The sequence below is a fragment of the Pseudomonas sp. NPDC089428 genome (assembly GCF_044749325.1).
GTDB lineage: Bacteria > Pseudomonadota > Gammaproteobacteria > Pseudomonadales > Pseudomonadaceae > Aquipseudomonas.
Genome location: NZ_JBIVHT010000003.1, coordinates 488,465 through 504,996 on the forward strand (window position 1 = coordinate 488,465; position 16,532 = coordinate 504,996).

Here is a 16,532-nt window from a genome sequence, read left to right on the forward strand (position 1 = left end):
ACGAACACCTGATGGAAAGAATGACGACATGAGCGACCTGAAGACCGAATCGCAAGACCTGCAACAGGAAGAGAACGCCCTGATCGCCCTGCGCAAGGAAAAACTTGCCGCCGAGCGTGCCAAGGGCAATGCCTTCCCCAACGACTTCCGTCGCGACAGCTACTGCAACGACCTGCAGAAACAGTACGCGGACAAGACCAAGGAAGAGCTGGAAGCAGCCGCGATCCCGGTCAAGGTTGCCGGCCGCATCATGCTCAACCGTGGCTCGTTCATGGTCATCCAGGACATGACTGGCCGTATCCAGGTCTACGTCAACCGCAAGACCCTGCCGGAAGAGACCCTGGCCGCGGTCAAGACCTGGGACCTGGGCGACATCATCAGTGCCGAAGGCACCCTGGCCCGCTCCGGCAAGGGCGACCTGTACGTCGAGATGACCAACGTGCGCCTGCTGACCAAGTCGCTGCGCCCGCTGCCGGACAAGCACCACGGCCTGACCGACACCGAGCAGCGCTACCGCCAGCGCTACGTCGACCTGATGGTCAACGAAGAAACCCGCCACACCTTCCGTGTGCGTTCGCAGGTGATCTCGCACATCCGCAAGTTCCTCATCGAGCGCGACTTCCTCGAAGTCGAGACGCCGATGCTGCAGACCATCCCGGGCGGTGCCGCGGCCAAGCCGTTCGAAACCCACCACAACGCCCTGGACATGGCCATGTTCCTGCGTATCGCGCCGGAGCTGTACCTCAAGCGCCTGGTGGTCGGTGGCTTTGAAAAAGTGTTCGAGATCAACCGCAACTTCCGTAACGAAGGCGTTTCGACTCGTCACAACCCAGAATTCACCATGCTCGAGTTCTACCAGGCCTACGCCGACTACCGCGACAACATGGACCTCACCGAGGAACTGTTCCGCGAGCTGGCGCAGCTGGTGCTGGGCACCACCGACGTGCCATACGGCGACAAGGTGTTCCACTTCGGCGAGCCATTCGCACGCCTGTCGGTATTCGACTCGATCCTCAAGTACAACCCGGAGCTGACCGCTGCCGACCTGCAGGACGTCGACCGTGCCCGCGAGATCGCCAAGAAGGCCGGCGCCAAGGTGCTGGGCCACGAAGGCTTGGGCAAGCTGCAGGTGATGATTTTCGAAGAGCTGGTCGAGCACAAGCTGGAGCAGCCGCACTTCATCACCGAGTACCCGTTCGAAGTCTCGCCGCTGGCCCGTCGCAACGACGACAACCCGGCCGTGACCGACCGCTTCGAGCTGTTCATCGGTGGCCGCGAGATCGCCAACGCCTACTCCGAGCTCAACGATGCCGAAGACCAGGCCGAGCGCTTCCTGGCCCAGGTGGCCGAGAAGGATGCCGGTGACGACGAAGCCATGCACTACGACGCCGACTTCGTGCGTGCGCTGGAGTACGGCATGCCGCCGACCGCCGGTGAAGGCATCGGCATCGACCGCCTGGTGATGCTGCTGACCAACTCGCCGTCGATTCGCGACGTGATCCTGTTCCCGCACATGCGCCCACAGGCCTGAGTGATCTGAACAAGCCGCCTTTCGGGGCGGCTTTTTCTTGCCTGTACACTTGTATTGGCTGTACCGGCCTCTTCGCGGCGGTTCGACGCCTCGACAAGCCCGCTCCCACAGGGCAGCACATGCATTCTGTGGGAGCGGGCTTGTCGAGGCGTCGAACCGCCGCGAAGAGGCCGGTACAGGTCGACCACTGTCCATGAGGTAATCAGAGTGACACCCGCAATGGCCCAACAAGGCGCCGCCGGCATCGCCACCGCCGTCGCCGAAAGCGTGCAGTACCAGGGTCGCAAGACCGCCCGTCAAGGCAGCGAACAGCGCCGCCAGCTGATCCTCGACGCCGCCATGCGCATCGTCGTGCGCGATGGCGTGCGGGGTGTGCGCCACCGCGCCGTGGCCGCCGAGGCGGGTGTGCCGCTGTCGGCCACCACCTACTACTTCAAGGATATCGAGGACCTGCTCACCGATACCTTCGCCCAGTACGTCGAGCGCAGCGCCGCCTACATGGCCAAGCTCTGGGCCAACACCGAGGTGGTCCTGCGCCAGCTGCTGGCCCAGGGCGATGGCAGCGCGCAGTCGCGGGCCCGGCTGGCCGACGAAATCGCCCGCATGACCGCCGACTATGTCCAGCGCCAGTTGCTCAACCGCCGCGATTTCATGATGGCCGAGCAGGCTTTCCGCCAGGAGGCCCTGCTGTGCCCGCGCCTGGCTGAGCTGGTGTGCGCCCACGAGCAGATTCTGCTGCATGGCGCCCGTCAGATGCTGCAAGTGATCGGTTCTCAGCAACCGGAACAGGACGCCCAAATGTTGACGGCGATTATCGAGCAGATGGAATATCAGGGCCTGCTCAGGGATGCCGATGCGCAAGCCGATGGGCAGATGCTCGCTATGCTTACCCGTTACCTGCACCTGGTGTTGGCATCGGCCTGAGCTGAGACCGAACTTTCAAGGAGAACCTGATGAAAGCCTGGCGTGTGGTGTTGTTGACGTTGTCATTCCTGCTGCTGGGCGGTTGTCTGGTGACCTTTCATGAGCCGCTGCCGAGCAACCAGGCGGCGCCCAAGGCCTTGCTCGGCAAGTGGAGCAGCAAGGACGCCTGGGGCGAGCCGCTGAAGCTGACCATCAGCCGCAGCGGCGGCGATGCCTACAAGGCGGTGGCCACGGCCAAGGGCAAGGCGCCCGAGGAATACACCTTCACCGTCTCGCGCCATGGCAACCGCTGGTACCTGTCGGCTGGCGTGCCCAAGCGCCTGGGCGGCAACTTCCTGATCGGCGGTTTCGACATCATCGATGGCAAGGAACTGGTGGTCTACAACCTCGACATCGAGCAGGTGCAGCAGGCGGTCGAGCACAAGGAGCTGACCGGGCGCACGACCCAGGTGCCGGAAGAGAACGGCGAAGGCGTGCTGATCGACAGCCCATCGACACGGGTGCTGGCCTACCTGGATGATCCGGCCAACTCCGACTTGTTCGTCGAAGTGGCGCGGTTCCAACGGGTCGGCAAGTAGTTACCTGCACCGACCCTTTCGCGGGGCAAGCCCGCTCCCACAGGAGAGCGCCACCGTTGCTGCTCATGGCGTACCTGTGGGAGCGGGCTTGCCCCGCGAAGAGGCCGGCACAGGCCAAGCAAGGTTTGGCACTTTGTTCCAATAAGGAGTCCCCGGTGGACGAATACCAGCAAACCATCCGCGCCCTGTCCGACCGCATCGTCGCGGCGCAGACCCCGATCCGGGTCCTGGACGCGGTGAAATGGGACGACAACATTCGCCAGGGCTTCCTCAAGGCCAAGGGCAAGGAGCCGCCCGCCGTTGACCGCGAGTATTACCAGGCCCGCCCGCTTTCGTTCGACTCCAGTGCAGTGAAGGCCGAGTTCCAGGCCATCGAGCGTGACATCATTCGCCAGCTCGGCCAGTTCAACCCGGTCGGGCAGATCATGAAGCGCATGTGCCGCGAGTACCGCATGGTGGTGCGCATGCTCGAAGCCCGCGGTACCGAAGACTTCGGGTTGATCTCCCAGGAACTGTACGGCGCGGCCTCCGACGCCTTCCACGCCGGTGATCCGACCCTGGCCGACCTGGGGTTGATGCTCTCGGACTACCTGAACAACATCGACGGCCGCGGCGACCTGAAGGACGAGCCGAAGAACCTGACCGCCAAGGAGGCCGTGGACATCCTCCAGCGCCGCCTGAACAAGGTGTTTGGCGAGGCCGAGGAAACCATCCGGGTGTTCGAGTCGGACGGTATCGTCGCCGATGCCGCAGCCGGTGCCGACTACATCAAGGTGCGCGCCGATGCCATGTTCAACAACCGTGACGTCCGTGCTCTGGAAGTACATGAAGGGTTGGTGCACGTGGGGACCACCCTCAATGGTCTGAACCAGCCGATCTGCACCTTCCTGGCCAAGGGCCCGCCCTCGTCGACAGTGACCCAGGAGGGCCTGGCGATCCTCATGGAGGTGATCGCCTTCGCGTCCTACCCCAGCCGCCTGCGTAAACTGACCAACCGCACCCGTGCCATCCACATGGTCGAGGAGGGCGCCGATTTTCTGCAGGTGTTCGACTTCTTCCGCGAACAAGGCTTCGAGATGGCGCAGAGCTACAGCAACGCCAGCCGGGTGTTCCGCGGCTCGGTGCCCAATGGCCTGCCATTCACCAAGGACTTGTCCTACCTCAAGGGCTTCATCATGGTTTACAACTACATTCAGTTGGCCGTGAAGAAGGGCAAGCTCGAACAGATTCCGCTGCTGTTCTGCGGCAAGACCACCCTGGAAGACATGCGCACCCTGCGCCAACTGGTCGAGGAGGGGCTGGTGGAGCCACCCAAGTACCTGCCGGAGCAGTTCCGTGACCTCAATGCGCTTTCGGCGTGGATGTGCTTCTCCAACTTCCTCAACCACCTGAGCCTGGATCGCATTGAAGCCGACTACGCGAACATTCTCTGAGCGTTGCCGCCAGCTCGCCCTGGGCCTGCTTTTGCTGGGGCTGGGCGGTTGCAGCAGCCTGTTGTTCTACCCGGAACCCGGCCAGCCGTTCACCCCGGAGCGGGCCAAGCTGCAATACCGCGACATCAGCCTCACCACCGCCGATGGCCTGCGCCTGCACGGTTGGTGGCTGCCGGCCAAGGCGGGGGTGGTGGTCAAGGGCACGGTGCTGCACCTGCACGGCAATGGCGGCAACCTGCCGGGCCACCTGGGTGGCAGCTACTGGTTGCCGGAGCAGGGTTACCAGGTGCTGATGGTCGATTACCGCGGCTACGGCCTGTCCGAGGGCACGCCGAGCTTGCCTGAGGTCTACCAGGACATCGACGCGGCGATGGCCTGGCTGGCCCAGGCCCCCGAGGTCCAGGGCAAGCCCCTGGTGCTGCTTGGCCAGAGCCTCGGTGGGGCGATGGCGATCCATTACCTGGCGCAGCACCCCGAGCAGCGCCAGCGCTTCAGTGCCCTGGTGTTCGACGGCGTGCCGGCCAGTTACCGTGGGGTCGGCCGATATGCCCTGAGCACCTCGTGGATGACCTGGCCGCTGCAGGTGCCGCTGTCCTGGCTGGTGCCGGACGGCGACAGTGCGATCCGTTCGATCGGGCAACTGAGCAGCCCGCCGAAGTTGTTCTTCCACAGTATTGACGACGCCCTGGTGCCGATGGACAACGGTATCCGCCTGTATCAGCAGGCACCGGCCCCGCGCGTGCTGCAACTGACCCGAGGCGGCCACGTGCAGACCTTTGCCGACCCGGTGTGGCGCCAGGTGATGCTGCGCTTCCTCGATGACCCCAGCCATTTCAACGGCCTGCGGCGGCTTGCCGAAGTGCCCAACTACCCTGATGAGAAGAACAAGCAATGAGTGAAGAACGCAACGCCATCCCGCTGATCCTGACCGGTGTCGGCAGCATCATCGTGACGGTGGGAGCCCTCTGGTACTACGGCTACCTGCATTTCGCCAAACCTGAGGATGCGCTGCTGCTGCAGGACTTCACCATGCTCAAGACCATCCCCGGCGAGGACTACAAGGTATCGCTGGACCCGGCGCCGCAGGTGGCCCAGTGTGTGGATGGCGTGCTGGTGCTGTTCGATACCGAACAGAAAGGCCTGACTGGAGTGCTGGTGGACAGCCGCAAGCGCGCGGTGCGTTGCATGGGCCAGGAGACCCCGCAGCAGGTGCAGTGACCCGAGCCTTGTGGCACCTGTACCGGCCCTTTCGCGGGCTTGCCCGCGAAAGGGCCGGTACAGGCAAAGAAAAGCCCCGCATCGATCGCGGGGCTTGTCATTTAGCCAACCGGTCTTACTGGCTGACCTGGCTCACCGAACGCGGTGCCACCGGCTGATTGTCGTTGGAGATGGTCACCTCCACCCGACGGTTCTGCGCGCGGCCCGAGTTGCTGCCGTTGTCCGCCACCGGGTATTCCTTGCCATAACCCTGGGCGACGATGCGCGCCGGGTCTACGCCTGCGCGCACCAGCGCCATGCGCACGCTGGCGGCGCGGCGTTCGGACAGGCTCTGGTTGTAGTTGGCCGAACCGACACTGTCGGTGTAGCCCTCGACGATCACTTTGCGCTCCGGGTTTTCCTGAAGGAACTGGGCCAGCTTGGTGATGTTCGGGTAGGCGTTGCTCTTGAGGTTGGCCTTGTTGAAGTCGAACAGCACGTCACCGAAAGTCACCAGGGTGCCGCGGTCGGTCTGCTTGGCGTTGAGGCTGTCCTGCAGCTTGGCGATCTGCGCGTCGCGGGCATCGAGCTTGGCCTGGGCACGTTGGGCCGAGGCATTTTTCAGTTCATTCTCGGCGGTACGCAGGGCGATGGTTTGCTTGGCCACCTCGATGCGCTGGTTGGTCAGGTAGGCGAGCTGGTCGACCATCTTGCTGTCTTCACGGTCCATGAAGGCCTTGTCGGACTTGTTCAGCCAGTCCTGGGCATCCTTGGTCTCGAGCGCGGCGACCTTGCTCGATTGCGGGTCGCTCTGCAGCGCCGAGAAGTTGCTGCGGGCCGACTCCAGGTTGGGGTTCGGGTTGTGGGAGCAGGCGGCGAGGCCGATGCTCAGGGCCAGCAGGGCGGGAATCATGACGTGGTTGCGCATAGTGTTCATCCTTTGATCAGTTGCGAAGGCTCGGGTTGGCGTGGCGGCGCTCATTGCGCGCTGCGCAGACCTTCCTGACGTACGTCCTGAACGCCCTGGCGGGCATCCTGCACGGCCTTCTGGGCCTTGGCTGCCTGGGCCTTGCGTTCGGCGACGCGGGCATCCCACTCGGCCTGCTCGGCCAGCAGCTTGGCTTCGTCATACTTTTTGTCGTGCATGGCGATTTCAGCCTGCTTGAACTTGTCCTGGGCCGCTTTCATTTCCACGGCGGCGAACTCGGTACCGCCCGCGCTGACGGCGGAATTCACGGCGGACTGGGTAACGGCGTACTGCTCGGTGGGCGGGTTGCCCGCACAGCCGGCCAGGACCAGGCTACTGCCGAGGGCCAGCGCGGCCAGCTTGAGCCCGCGCACGTGGGTGGATAAGCGTTTTGCAGTGCGGGTCTTCATGGTGGTCAGCTCCATTGGATCACTCCTGATAACGACGATGTCCGTAGCAGTCCATCGCTCAATCCCTGACATTGCCTGCGCTTGCGCTGAACGATGCACCACGGCAGGTGTGCAGGGTTTTAGCGTGATGGCTATTGGCTGGGACTTGAGCGTTTTTTGAAAGGTTCAGAAAAAGTTGCCCGGGCTACCTATCTATTTCTGACTAATCGGTCAGCGGGATTTGCCTGGAACTTTGTGTGCCGGGCGTGGTTTCCGGGCCCGTTGCAGGCCCGGAAAATCGGAGTGTTGCTCAGTTGTCGCTGTTGTCGCCGGTGTTGCTCAGATCGTGCAGATGCCGCCGCGACAGGGCCAGAAAGCGCGGCGTCGGGCCGATGTCTTCAAACAAGGGGTCGCCTTCCTCGTCGATGGCAATGACTTTGCGGCCTTGCACATAAGGGAAGCTGGCTTCCAGTTCTTCCAGTGCGGCGGCGACCAGTTCGCCGAGCAGTTCCTCGGCGGTGCGCTTGGGGTACATGTCGATCAGGGCGGCCAGGCGAGCTTCGGACTCCAAGTCCAGGTGCAACGCATGGCCGGTGGGGCTCAGGGTGCCGGCGGCATTCTGTTCCCAGTGCTGGGCGAGTTCGCGGATTTTCATGATGACCTCTGTCAACGCCAGAAAAGGCTGCATTGCCTGGGACTGCTGTGCCTTGATTTTAGTTTGCTTTGCACGATCTCGGCTTGCCATTGCGCCTTGGCAGTGGGCACTCTTGGGCCAGTGCTGTTTCCTGAGCAGAGTGCGGGCGAGCCGCGCCGAAGAGAGAGCCAATGACTGATATCGATGTGCGCTTGCGTGAAGATGTCCATGTGTTGGGGGAGTTGCTGGGCGAGACCATCCGCCAGCAGCACGGTGATGCGTTCCTGCAGAAGATCGAGGACATCCGCCACAGTGCCAAGGCCGACCGCCGCAGCGCTGGCGAGCAGTTGAGCTCGACCTTGGCGGACCTTGCCGAAGAAGACCTGCTACCGGTGGCGCGGGCCTTCAACCAGTTCCTCAACCTGGCCAACATGGCCGAGCAGTATCAGCTGATCCGCCGGCGCGATGCTGGCCAGCCAGAACCGTTCGAAGCGCGGGTGTTGCCCGAACTGCTGGCACGGTTGAAGCAGGCCGGGCACAAGGATGACGCCCTGGCTCGGCAACTGGCCAAGCTCGATATCCAGCTGGTGCTGACCGCACACCCCACCGAAGTGGCGCGGCGCACATTGATCCAGAAATACGATGCCATCGCCGGCCAGTTGGCCGTGCAGGATCATCGCGACCTGACCCCCGCCGAGCGCCAGCAGGTGCGCGAGCGCCTGCGCCGGCTGATCGCCGAAGCTTGGCACACCGAGGAAATACGCCGTACCCGGCCAACCCCGGTGGACGAGGCCAAATGGGGCTTCGCGGTGATCGAGCACTCGCTGTGGCATGCCATTCCCAACCACTTGCGCAAGGTCGACAAGGCACTGTTCGAGGCCACCGGCCTGCGCTTGCCGCTGGAAGCCGCGCCCATCCGTTTTGCCTCGTGGATGGGCGGCGACCGTGACGGCAACCCCAATGTCACGGCTGCTGTGACCCGTGAAGTGCTGCTGTTGGCTCGCTGGATGGCGGCCGACCTGTTCCTGCGTGATGTCGATGCGCTGGCGGCCGAGCTGTCCATGCAGCAGGCCAGCCAGGTATTGCGTGAGCGGGTAGGTGACAGTGCCGAGCCGTACCGGGCGCTGCTCAAGCAGTTGCGCGACCGCCTGCGCGCGACCCGTGCCTGGGCCCAGGTCGCGTTGACCAGCAGCCAGCCGCCCAGCGCCGAGGTGCTGGTGGACAACCGTGACCTGATCGCCCCGCTGGAGCTGTGCTATCAGTCGCTGCATGAGTGCGGCATGGGCGTGATCGCCGATGGCCCGTTGCTCGACAGCCTGCGCCGGGCGGTTACCTTCGGCCTGTTCCTCGGCCGCCTGGACGTGCGCCAGGACGCAGCCCGGCACTGTGACGCACTGGCCGAAATCACCGATTACCTGGGCTTGGGCAGTTATGCCGACTGGGACGAAGAGCAACGCATCGAATTCCTCCAGGCCGAGCTGAAGAACCGCAGGCCTTTGCTGCCGGCGCACTTCAAACCGCAGGCAGAGACGGCGGAAGTGCTGGCTACCTGCCGTGAGATTGCCGCTGCACCGGGCGCCTCGCTGGGGTCCTACGTGATTTCGATGGCGGGCGCCGCCTCCGATGTGCTGGCCGTGCAACTATTGCTCAAGGAAGCCGGCCTGACCCGGCCGATGCGCGTGGTGCCACTGTTCGAAACCCTGGCCGACCTGGATAACGCCGGGCCGGTGATGCAGCGACTGCTTGGCCTGCCGGGCTACCGCGCCAGCCTGCGCGGGCCGCAGGAAGTGATGATCGGCTACTCCGACTCGGCCAAGGACGCTGGCACCACGGCGGCCGCCTGGGCCCAGTACCGCGCCCAGGAAAACCTGGTGCGCATCTGCCGCGAGCATCAGGTCGAGCTGCTGCTGTTCCATGGCCGTGGTGGGACCGTCGGCCGTGGCGGCGGCCCGGCCCATGCGGCGATCCTGTCGCAGCCGCCAGGCTCGGTGGCAGGGCGGTTCCGCACCACTGAGCAGGGTGAGATGATCCGCTTCAAGTTCGGCTTGCCGGGCATCGCCGAGCAGAACCTCAACCTATACCTGGCCGCCGTGCTCGAAGCCACCTTGCTGCCACCACCGCCTCCAGAACCGGCCTGGCGCGCACTGATGGACCAGCTGGCGGCCGATGGCCTCAAGGCCTACCGCGGCGTGGTGCGGGAAAACCCGGACTTCGTCGAATACTTCCGCCAGTCCACGCCCGAGCAGGAACTGGGCCGCCTGCCGTTGGGCAGCCGCCCGGCCAAGCGCCGTGCCGGTGGCATTGAAAGCTTGCGGGCGATCCCGTGGATCTTCGGCTGGACCCAGACACGCCTGATGTTGCCGGCCTGGCTGGGTTGGGAAACGGCCCTGAGCAATGCCTTGGCGCGTGGCCAGGGCGAGCTGCTGGCGCAGATGCGTGAGCAGTGGCCGTTCTTCCGCACCCGCATCGACATGCTGGAGATGGTTCTGGCCAAGGCCGACGCAGAAATTGCCAAGGCCTACGACGAACGTCTAGTGCAACCAGAGTTGCTTGCGCTTGGTGCGCACCTGCGCGACCTATTGTCGCAGTCGTGCCAGGTGGTACTGGGCCTGACCGGGCAGCCGGTGCTACTGGCACACAGCCCAGAGACCCTGGAATTCATCAGCCTGCGCAATACCTATCTGGACCCGCTGCACCGCTTGCAGGCCGAGTTGCTGGCCCGTTCGCGCCGCCGCGAAGCCGCTCTGGACAGCCCGTTGGAGCAGGCCTTGCTGGTGACCGTGGCAGGCATTGCAGCAGGCTTGCGCAACACCGGTTGAGGCCTGCTGCTGCGGCCCTTGCCACTCGGCAAGGAATGGGCCAGAACAGGGCGGTGAGGGTGGTTGCGCCGGGCGCAACCACCTGCGGCTCTGGTTACAGATGGCGCATTGCTGCAACTTTGGGACGCTTGTCTGGCTGCCGGGCGCTGTGTATCTTGAGCAGCCTTCTGACCGTTTTATGGTCATACCCGATTTTCCGGACTTGGCCTCGATTGCCGAATCCATTGAATTTCATAAAAAAATTTGAGGAGCACGAGATGCGCGTAATTCTGCTGGGAGCTCCCGGGGCCGGTAAAGGTACTCAGGCAAAGTTCATCACCGAGAAGTTCGGTATTCCACAGATCTCCACCGGTGACATGCTGCGTGCCGCCGTCAAGGCCGGTACCCCACTGGGCCTGGAACTGAAGAAAGTCATGGATGCCGGCCAGCTGGTCTCCGACGAGCTGATCATCAGCCTGGTCAAGGAGCGCATCGCCCAGCCGGATTGCGCCAATGGCTGCCTGTTCGACGGCTTCCCGCGCACCATTCCGCAGGCTGAAGCCATGGTTGCCGCAGGCGTGGACATCGACGCCGTGGTTGAAATCGCCGTCGACGACGAAGAAATCGTCGGCCGTATGGCAGGCCGCCGTGTGCACCTGGCCTCGGGCCGCACCTACCACATTCAGTACAACCCGCCGAAAGTGGAAGGCAAGGACGACGTCACCGGCGAAGACCTGATCCAGCGTGACGACGACAAGGAAGAAACCGTGCGTCACCGCCTGTCGGTCTACCACAGCCAGACCAAGCCGCTGGTGGACTTCTACCAGAAGCTCTCGGCTGCCAATGCCGGCAAGCCAAAGTACAGCCACATCGAAGGTGTCGGCTCGGTCGAGTCGATCACCGCCAAGGTGCTGGCAGCGCTGAGCTGATCCAACGCCATGCGTCACCACGGCCCGCTTGCGGGCCGTTGTCGTTTATACTGCCGCTCTTTTCCCTAGCACCTGGATACCTGTTCGATGACCACCCTGCTGGCCCTGGATACCGCCACCGAAGCCTGTTCCGTCGCGCTGCTGCATGACGGCAAGGTGACCAGCCATTACGAGGTGATCCCGCGCATGCATGCGCAGAAGCTGCTGCCGATGATCAAGCAGCTGCTGGCGGATGCCGGCGTGGCGCTGAATGCACTGGATGCCATCGCCTTTGGCCGTGGCCCGGGTGCATTCACCGGCGTGCGCATTGCCATTGGTGTGGTGCAGGGCCTGGCGTTTGCGCTGGAGCGCCCGGTGCTGCCGGTGTCCAACCTGGCTGCGCTGGCCCAGGGCGCGCTGCGTGAGCACGGTGTGCAACAGGTGGCAGCGGCCATCGATGCGCGCATGGATGAAGTGTACTGGGGGTGCTACAAGGCCGAGGCCGGCGAGATGCGCCTGCAGGGCCTGGAGGCAGTCCTGGCGCCTGAGCGCGTGGCGCTGCCGGAGGGCAGCAGCGGTGACTGGTTCGGTGCCGGTACCGGCTGGGGCTATGCCGAGCGCCTGGCAGTGCAGGCCAGTGCCAGCAACCCCGCGGCACTGCCCAATGCGCTGGACATCCTCAGCCTGGCCAGCTTTGCCTGGGCACGTGGCGAGGCTATCGTCGCCGAACAGGCGCAGCCGGTTTACTTGCGCGATAATGTAGCCACACCCAAGGCGCGCTGAGTGCTGTTCGTCGGTTATCGCGGTTGACGATAAAACCTTCGGCGCAAACTGTGGTCCAGTTATCACTCGAGCATTAGCGACGGAACTCTGATGCTGCTAGATTGCCATCATTGGTCCTGAGTGCTCACGCCATGCGTATCGACGGTTTCTCATCGCAGTCCTACCCGATCAAGCGCACGCCGCGCAAGGCAGCGGTGCGCGACGAGAGCGTCGACGATGCCGAGCTGATCGAAGAGAGCGAAGCCACCCAGGAAGCGGCTGCCCGCCGTCGCCCGGCAGGCCTGCCGGCGCGCCAGCAAGACATGGTGTTCCCTCGCGCCCGTGACCGGCGCACCGCCACGGCGCTGGCCAGCTACCTCAGCACGGCCGGTTTTACCGATTGGGACATGGAAGTACTGGGGCTCGACCTGTACATTTGATGGATGAATCCGTCACCCCTGCCATATTTTGTGGGTTGTCCGTCCTGGAGCGAAAACGCCTGGCGCGACTACCTGTATCCTGCCGACGCCAGCACCGGTGAAATGCTTGGCTACTACAGCCAGGTGTTCAACGCTGTCGAGGGCAATACCACGTTCTATGCGCGCCCCGCACCCGGCACCATCGCGCGCTGGGCGCAGATCATGCCCCCGCACTTTCGTTTCACGGCCAAGTTTCCCGGGGACATCAGCCATGAGGGTGACTTGCGTGATCAGCTTGAGCCTGCCTTTGATTTCACCCGCCTGATGGCGCCCCTGGGCCAGCGCGTATCGCCGTACTGGCTGCAGTTGTCAGCCCAGTTCGGCCCTGCACGGCTCGGCGAGCTGTGCCACTTCCTCGACGAAATCGGCGTACCGGTGGCCGTGGAGGTGCGCCACCCGGCGTTCTTCGCCAAGGGTGAGGAAGAGCGGCTGCTCAACCGCCTGCTGCACGAGCGTGGCGTGGAGCGCATTTGCCTCGACCCCCGTGCCCTGTTCAGTTGCACTTCACGTGACCCTGCCGTGCTGCACGCGCAGTCGAAAAAGCCCAAGGTACCCCCGCGCCCCGCTGCCTTCAGCCAGCACCCGCAGGTGCGCTTCATCGGCCATCCGCAGCTTGAGGCAAACGAAACCTTCCTTACCCCCTGGGTCGACAAGGTCGCCGCCTGGATCGAGGAAGGGCGCAGCCCGTATGTGTTCCTGCATACCTCCGACAACCACCTGGCCGCCGCGCTGGCTCAACGCTTCCACCAGCGGCTGATGGCCCGCTTGCCTGGCCTGGCGCCTTTGCCTGAATTGCCACGCGCCCCCGAGGTCGAACAACTGGGGCTACTCTGACCTTTCCCTGACCCCGGAGGTTGTGACCATGGATGTACAGACCCTGCGAGCCGAAGCCTTCAAGGCACTGCACGAGCGTGACGGCGCTTTCGTCATTCCCAACCCCTGGGATGCCGGATCCGCCAAGCTGCTGGCCAGTCTCGGCTTCGAAGCGTTGGCCACCACCAGCGCAGGCCTGGCCTTCAGCCTCGGGCGACCGGATGCAGAAGGCGCCTTGAGCCTGGATGAAACCCTGGACAATGCCGCGCTGATCGTCGATGCCACGCCTCTGCCAGTGGCCGCCGACCTGGAAAACGGTTTTGGCGACCTGCCCGAGGACTGCGCGCAGACCATCCTGCGTGCCGCCGAAGCGGGGCTGGTCGGTGGTTCGATCGAAGATGCCAGCGGCCGCGCCGCCGCGCCGATCTATGACTTCGATCTGGCCGTGTCGCGGGTGAGGGCTGCTGTGGAGGCCGCGCGCAGCCTGCCATTTCCGTTCACCCTGTGTGCCCGTGCGGAGAACCTGCTGCACGGGCGCATGGACCTGGATGACACCATCTTGCGCCTGCAGGCCTTCGCCGAGGCGGGTGCCGACGTGCTCTATGCGCCGGGCTTGCGCAGTGCCGATGAAGTGCGTGCGGTGGTACAGGCCGTGGCACCGAAACCGGTCAACGTGTTGATGGGGCTGGCCGGTGTGCCGCTGAGCGTCAATCAGTTGCAGGACCTGGGCGTGCGCCGCATCAGCGTTGGTTCGTCACTGGCGCGCGCAGCGTTGGGGGCATTGCAGCGCGCGGCCGTGGAAATTCGTGATCACGGTACTTTCAATTATGGCGAACAGGCTTTGCCGTTCGCCCAGCTCAACGACCTGTTCCGCCGCTGAGGCGTCATGCGCGCACTGATGCTGTTGTGCGGCCTGCTAATGTTGACGGTGGGCCTGGCCTGGCAGTTCGGCTGGCGCCTGCCGGACGCCTGGAACCCCTGGGCGACGCTGGATGTGCGTCAGCCGGCCAACTGGCTGACAACCTACAAGCTGTCGCGGCTGCGCAACGACCCAGGCTTGTGCCGCCAGACGCTGGAGACTTCCGGCCTGCGTTACCGGGCGCAAGCCGACAGCCCGGCATCAGCCAACTGCCCGCTGCAGAATGTGTGGCGCATCGAGCAAGGGCAAGCCCGGCTGAGCAGCAGCTTCCTCGCCAGTTGCCCATTGGCAGTGGCTTATGCGCTGTTCGAGCAGCATGGGCTGCAAGCGGCTGCACAACGGGTATTCGGCCAGCCTGTGGTGCAGGTGGATCACCTGGGTAGTTTTGCCTGCCGCAATGTCTACAACCGCAAGCAGGGGCGCCTGAGCCAGCATGCTACGGCTAACGCGCTGGACATCAGCGGCTTTCGCCTGGCGGACGGTCAGCGCATCGTGCTGGCGCGGGACTGGCAGGCGAGTGGGCAGAAGGGCGAATTTCTGAGGCAGGTGCGGCAAGCGGCCTGCGACAGTTTCAGCACGGTGCTGGGGCCTGACTACAACGCCGCCCACCACAATCACTTTCATCTGGATATGGGGCGTTGGCAGGTCTGCCGCTGACCTCAGGCGTGCACGCGAACGTTGTTCAGCACCACTGGGCGTGCCCAGTGCATGTCGAATTCCAGGTCGTTCTGTTGCTTGGCCAGGGTCGCCTCGTCGTATGGCTCTGGCGCGGGGTCGAGCAGGTTCATCTCGAACTCGGCAATTGGCAGGCGCAGCGGGCGCGGGGAGGGTGCCGGGCCGGGCTCTGCCAGTGGCTGACCCTGGCTCATGACAATCGGACGCAGCCAGTTGTTGCTGATGTCGAGCTGGCGCTGCTGCTGGATCATCTCGGCAACGCTGAACGGCTCCGGCGCCGGCTCCAGCAGGTTGGCCTCAAGTTCCGCCTTGGGCAGGAACAGGGGCTCGGGCGGTGTGACAATGGTGTCCTGCACGGGGCAGGCGCGCTGGGTTTCGATCAAGGCCAGGGCCTTGGCCCCACCGATCGGCTCGCCGCTGGCCTGGTCATACTGGACCATGGCCTGGCTGACACTGTCCGGTTCTTCCGCTTGTTGTTCGGCCATCGCCCGGGCAAAGAAATCCTGCCACAGGTGGCTGACGCCCCCGAGTGCCTGGGTATTCTGCCGACCGTAGTTGCCGACAGGCGACAAGTAGGTCAAACCGATGGGAAGAGTTTCTGACATGGCAGTCGTGCGCGCTGTGCTCTGGCAGAATAGCGGGATATTGCCTGTATCGGCCGCGGCCGGTGATTCATTAAGGGCTTCATCAATTTTTTCGAGTGCGGGTTGAGATGGAAGAGCAGGAGCAGGGCACAGGTCTGAGGGTCGAGGCGCTGGCGCCGGAGTACGCGGCGCAGGCAGCCATCTGGGCCGAACGCCTGGGCTTGCCGCTGGAGAACGAGGCCGCCGGATTTGCCGTGCAAGTCGGCGCCGATGGGTTGCAGATCCAGCAGCTGGGGCCGCAGGCACCGGGGCCGGTGCGGGTCGACTTCGTCGAGGGCCAGGCCGCCCATCGGCGCCTGTTCGGCGGTGGCAACGGGCAGATGATCGCCAAGGCGGTCGGTATCGCCCAGGGCGTGCGGCCGCAGGTGCTGGATGCCACGGCGGGCTTGGGCAAGGACGCGTTCGTGCTGGCCAGCCTGGGCTGCCAGATGACCCTGATCGAGCGCCAGCCACTGATTGCAGCGTTGCTGGAAGATGGCCTTGCGCGGGCCCGAGGCGATGAAGAAGTGGGGGCCATCGTTGGCCGCATGCGCCTGCTTACCGGCAATGCCATCGAGCGCATGCGCGCCTGGGAGGGCGAGCCGCCGCAGGTGATCTACCTCGACCCGATGTTCCCGCATCGCGACAAGAGTGCGCTGGTGAAGAAGGACATGCGGGTGTTTCGGCCGCTGGTTGGCGATGACCTGGATGCGCCGGCGTTGCTCGAAGCTGCGCTGGCGCTGGCCAGTCACCGGGTGGTGGTGAAACGCCCGCGTAAGGCACCGATCATCGACGGCCCGAAGCCGAGCCATAGCCTGGAAGGCAAGTCGAGCCGGTATGACATCTACCCGAAGAAAGCCTTGAAGGCCTGACTACCTGCACCGGCCTCTTCGCGGCTGAAG

18 protein-coding genes are annotated in these 16,532 nt (G+C 64.2%); 14 read left to right on the top strand and 4 right to left on the bottom strand.

Going from position 1 to position 16,532, the window contains the following annotated elements:
- The first annotated feature begins 28 nt into the window (after nt 1–28).
- From lysS to ACIPZ5_RS08595, 6 genes are all read left to right on the top strand, one after another.
- Nucleotides 29–1,531: a lysine--tRNA ligase gene (gene lysS / locus ACIPZ5_RS08570; RefSeq protein WP_261942906.1), complete on the top strand. Its 1,503-nt coding sequence runs from the start codon at nt 29–31 to the stop codon at nt 1,529–1,531.
- A gap of 219 nt (nt 1,532–1,750) precedes the next feature.
- Nucleotides 1,751–2,455, top strand: a complete 705-nt coding sequence (locus ACIPZ5_RS08575; protein ID WP_261942907.1) for a TetR/AcrR family transcriptional regulator — start codon at nt 1,751–1,753, stop codon at nt 2,453–2,455.
- A 29-nt stretch (nt 2,456–2,484) separates the two neighbouring features.
- A complete protein-coding gene (locus ACIPZ5_RS08580; protein WP_343598507.1) occupies nt 2,485–3,033 on the top strand; it encodes a hypothetical protein in 549 nt (182 codons plus the stop codon).
- 155 nt (nt 3,034–3,188) lie between these two features.
- Nucleotides 3,189–4,466 (top strand): flavohemoglobin expression-modulating QEGLA motif protein, encoded by a 1,278-nt coding sequence (locus ACIPZ5_RS08585; protein WP_261942909.1) that lies wholly within the window; start codon nt 3,189–3,191, stop codon nt 4,464–4,466.
- A complete protein-coding gene (locus ACIPZ5_RS08590) occupies nt 4,438–5,361 on the top strand; it encodes an alpha/beta hydrolase (protein ID WP_343598508.1) in 924 nt (307 codons plus the stop codon). Before ACIPZ5_RS08585 ends, ACIPZ5_RS08590 begins: the two co-directional genes overlap by 29 nt.
- Nucleotides 5,358–5,684 (top strand): hypothetical protein, encoded by a 327-nt coding sequence (locus tag ACIPZ5_RS08595; protein WP_261942911.1) that lies wholly within the window; start codon nt 5,358–5,360, stop codon nt 5,682–5,684. The genes ACIPZ5_RS08590 and ACIPZ5_RS08595 overlap by 4 nt, the downstream gene beginning before the upstream one ends.
- Nucleotides 5,685–5,799: 115 nt before the next feature.
- Here the strand turns inward: ACIPZ5_RS08595 and ACIPZ5_RS08600 are convergent, their stop codons facing one another.
- The 3 genes from ACIPZ5_RS08600 to ACIPZ5_RS08610 all read right to left on the bottom strand — a co-directional run bounded on the left by ACIPZ5_RS08600 (nt 5,800) and on the right by ACIPZ5_RS08610 (nt 7,674).
- The gene (locus tag ACIPZ5_RS08600) at nt 5,800–6,591 is read right to left on the bottom strand and encodes an OmpA family protein (protein ID WP_400807785.1); all 792 of its coding nucleotides are present in this window, start codon (nt 6,589–6,591) and stop codon (nt 5,800–5,802) included.
- A gap of 50 nt (nt 6,592–6,641) precedes the next feature.
- Nucleotides 6,642–7,055: a DUF4398 domain-containing protein gene (locus ACIPZ5_RS08605; protein ID WP_261942915.1), complete on the bottom strand. Its 414-nt coding sequence runs from the start codon at nt 7,053–7,055 to the stop codon at nt 6,642–6,644.
- Nucleotides 7,056–7,329: 274 nt separating this feature from the next.
- Nucleotides 7,330–7,674: a pilin assembly protein gene (locus ACIPZ5_RS08610; RefSeq protein ID WP_400807788.1), complete on the bottom strand. Its 345-nt coding sequence runs from the start codon at nt 7,672–7,674 to the stop codon at nt 7,330–7,332.
- A 170-nt stretch (nt 7,675–7,844) separates the two neighbouring features.
- Between ACIPZ5_RS08610 and ppc the strand changes: the two genes are divergently transcribed.
- The 7 genes from ppc to ACIPZ5_RS08645 all read left to right on the top strand — a co-directional run bounded on the left by ppc (nt 7,845) and on the right by ACIPZ5_RS08645 (nt 14,989).
- On the top strand, nt 7,845–10,472 hold the full coding sequence (gene ppc, locus ACIPZ5_RS08615) for a phosphoenolpyruvate carboxylase (RefSeq protein WP_400807790.1): 2,628 nt from the start codon (nt 7,845–7,847) through the stop codon (nt 10,470–10,472).
- Between the two features lie 257 nt (nt 10,473–10,729).
- Nucleotides 10,730–11,380 (top strand): adenylate kinase, encoded by a 651-nt coding sequence (gene adk / locus ACIPZ5_RS08620; RefSeq protein WP_028691565.1) that lies wholly within the window; start codon nt 10,730–10,732, stop codon nt 11,378–11,380.
- 87 nt (nt 11,381–11,467) lie between these two features.
- The gene (gene tsaB, locus ACIPZ5_RS08625; protein WP_261942918.1) at nt 11,468–12,142 is read left to right on the top strand and encodes a tRNA (adenosine(37)-N6)-threonylcarbamoyltransferase complex dimerization subunit type 1 TsaB; all 675 of its coding nucleotides are present in this window, start codon (nt 11,468–11,470) and stop codon (nt 12,140–12,142) included.
- 131 nt (nt 12,143–12,273) lie between these two features.
- A complete protein-coding gene (locus tag ACIPZ5_RS08630; protein ID WP_313713442.1) occupies nt 12,274–12,561 on the top strand; it encodes a hypothetical protein in 288 nt (95 codons plus the stop codon).
- Between the two features lie 3 nt (nt 12,562–12,564).
- A complete protein-coding gene (locus ACIPZ5_RS08635) occupies nt 12,565–13,434 on the top strand; it encodes a DUF72 domain-containing protein (protein WP_400807794.1) in 870 nt (289 codons plus the stop codon).
- Between the two features lie 28 nt (nt 13,435–13,462).
- The gene (locus ACIPZ5_RS08640) at nt 13,463–14,293 is read left to right on the top strand and encodes an isocitrate lyase/phosphoenolpyruvate mutase family protein (RefSeq protein WP_343599810.1); all 831 of its coding nucleotides are present in this window, start codon (nt 13,463–13,465) and stop codon (nt 14,291–14,293) included.
- A 6-nt stretch (nt 14,294–14,299) separates the two neighbouring features.
- On the top strand, nt 14,300–14,989 hold the full coding sequence (locus tag ACIPZ5_RS08645; RefSeq protein WP_343599812.1) for an extensin family protein: 690 nt from the start codon (nt 14,300–14,302) through the stop codon (nt 14,987–14,989).
- A 2-nt stretch (nt 14,990–14,991) separates the two neighbouring features.
- On the opposite strand, the gene ACIPZ5_RS08650 is transcribed toward ACIPZ5_RS08645, so the two are convergent.
- Nucleotides 14,992–15,612: an energy transducer TonB gene (locus tag ACIPZ5_RS08650; protein WP_400807796.1), complete on the bottom strand. Its 621-nt coding sequence runs from the start codon at nt 15,610–15,612 to the stop codon at nt 14,992–14,994.
- Nucleotides 15,613–15,719: 107 nt separating this feature from the next.
- Here ACIPZ5_RS08650 and ACIPZ5_RS08655 point away from each other — a divergent pair, with 107 nt between their 5' ends.
- Complete coding sequence (locus tag ACIPZ5_RS08655; RefSeq protein ID WP_400807798.1) at nt 15,720–16,502, top strand: class I SAM-dependent methyltransferase; 783 nt, start codon at nt 15,720–15,722, stop codon at nt 16,500–16,502.
- Nucleotides 16,503–16,532 lie beyond the last annotated feature (30 nt).

Coding starts and splice junctions, on each gene's coding strand:
- lysS (WP_261942906.1), top strand. CDS start 29: ATGAGCGACCTGAAGACCGAATCGCAAGACCTGCAACAGGAAGAGAAC.
- ACIPZ5_RS08575 (WP_261942907.1), top strand. CDS start 1,751: ATGGCCCAACAAGGCGCCGCCGGCATCGCCACCGCCGTCGCCGAAAGC.
- ACIPZ5_RS08580 (WP_343598507.1), top strand. CDS start 2,485: ATGAAAGCCTGGCGTGTGGTGTTGTTGACGTTGTCATTCCTGCTGCTG.
- ACIPZ5_RS08595 (WP_261942911.1), top strand. CDS start 5,358: ATGAGTGAAGAACGCAACGCCATCCCGCTGATCCTGACCGGTGTCGGC.
- ACIPZ5_RS08600 (WP_400807785.1), bottom strand. CDS start 6,591: ATGCGCAACCACGTCATGATTCCCGCCCTGCTGGCCCTGAGCATCGGC.
- ACIPZ5_RS08605 (WP_261942915.1), bottom strand. CDS start 7,055: ATGGAGCTGACCACCATGAAGACCCGCACTGCAAAACGCTTATCCACC.
- ACIPZ5_RS08610 (WP_400807788.1), bottom strand. CDS start 7,674: ATGAAAATCCGCGAACTCGCCCAGCACTGGGAACAGAATGCCGCCGGC.
- ppc (WP_400807790.1), top strand. CDS start 7,845: ATGACTGATATCGATGTGCGCTTGCGTGAAGATGTCCATGTGTTGGGG.
- adk (WP_028691565.1), top strand. CDS start 10,730: ATGCGCGTAATTCTGCTGGGAGCTCCCGGGGCCGGTAAAGGTACTCAG.
- tsaB (WP_261942918.1), top strand. CDS start 11,468: ATGACCACCCTGCTGGCCCTGGATACCGCCACCGAAGCCTGTTCCGTC.
- ACIPZ5_RS08630 (WP_313713442.1), top strand. CDS start 12,274: ATGCGTATCGACGGTTTCTCATCGCAGTCCTACCCGATCAAGCGCACG.
- ACIPZ5_RS08635 (WP_400807794.1), top strand. CDS start 12,565: ATGAATCCGTCACCCCTGCCATATTTTGTGGGTTGTCCGTCCTGGAGC.
- ACIPZ5_RS08640 (WP_343599810.1), top strand. CDS start 13,463: ATGGATGTACAGACCCTGCGAGCCGAAGCCTTCAAGGCACTGCACGAG.
- ACIPZ5_RS08645 (WP_343599812.1), top strand. CDS start 14,300: ATGCGCGCACTGATGCTGTTGTGCGGCCTGCTAATGTTGACGGTGGGC.
- ACIPZ5_RS08650 (WP_400807796.1), bottom strand. CDS start 15,612: ATGTCAGAAACTCTTCCCATCGGTTTGACCTACTTGTCGCCTGTCGGC.
- ACIPZ5_RS08655 (WP_400807798.1), top strand. CDS start 15,720: ATGGAAGAGCAGGAGCAGGGCACAGGTCTGAGGGTCGAGGCGCTGGCG.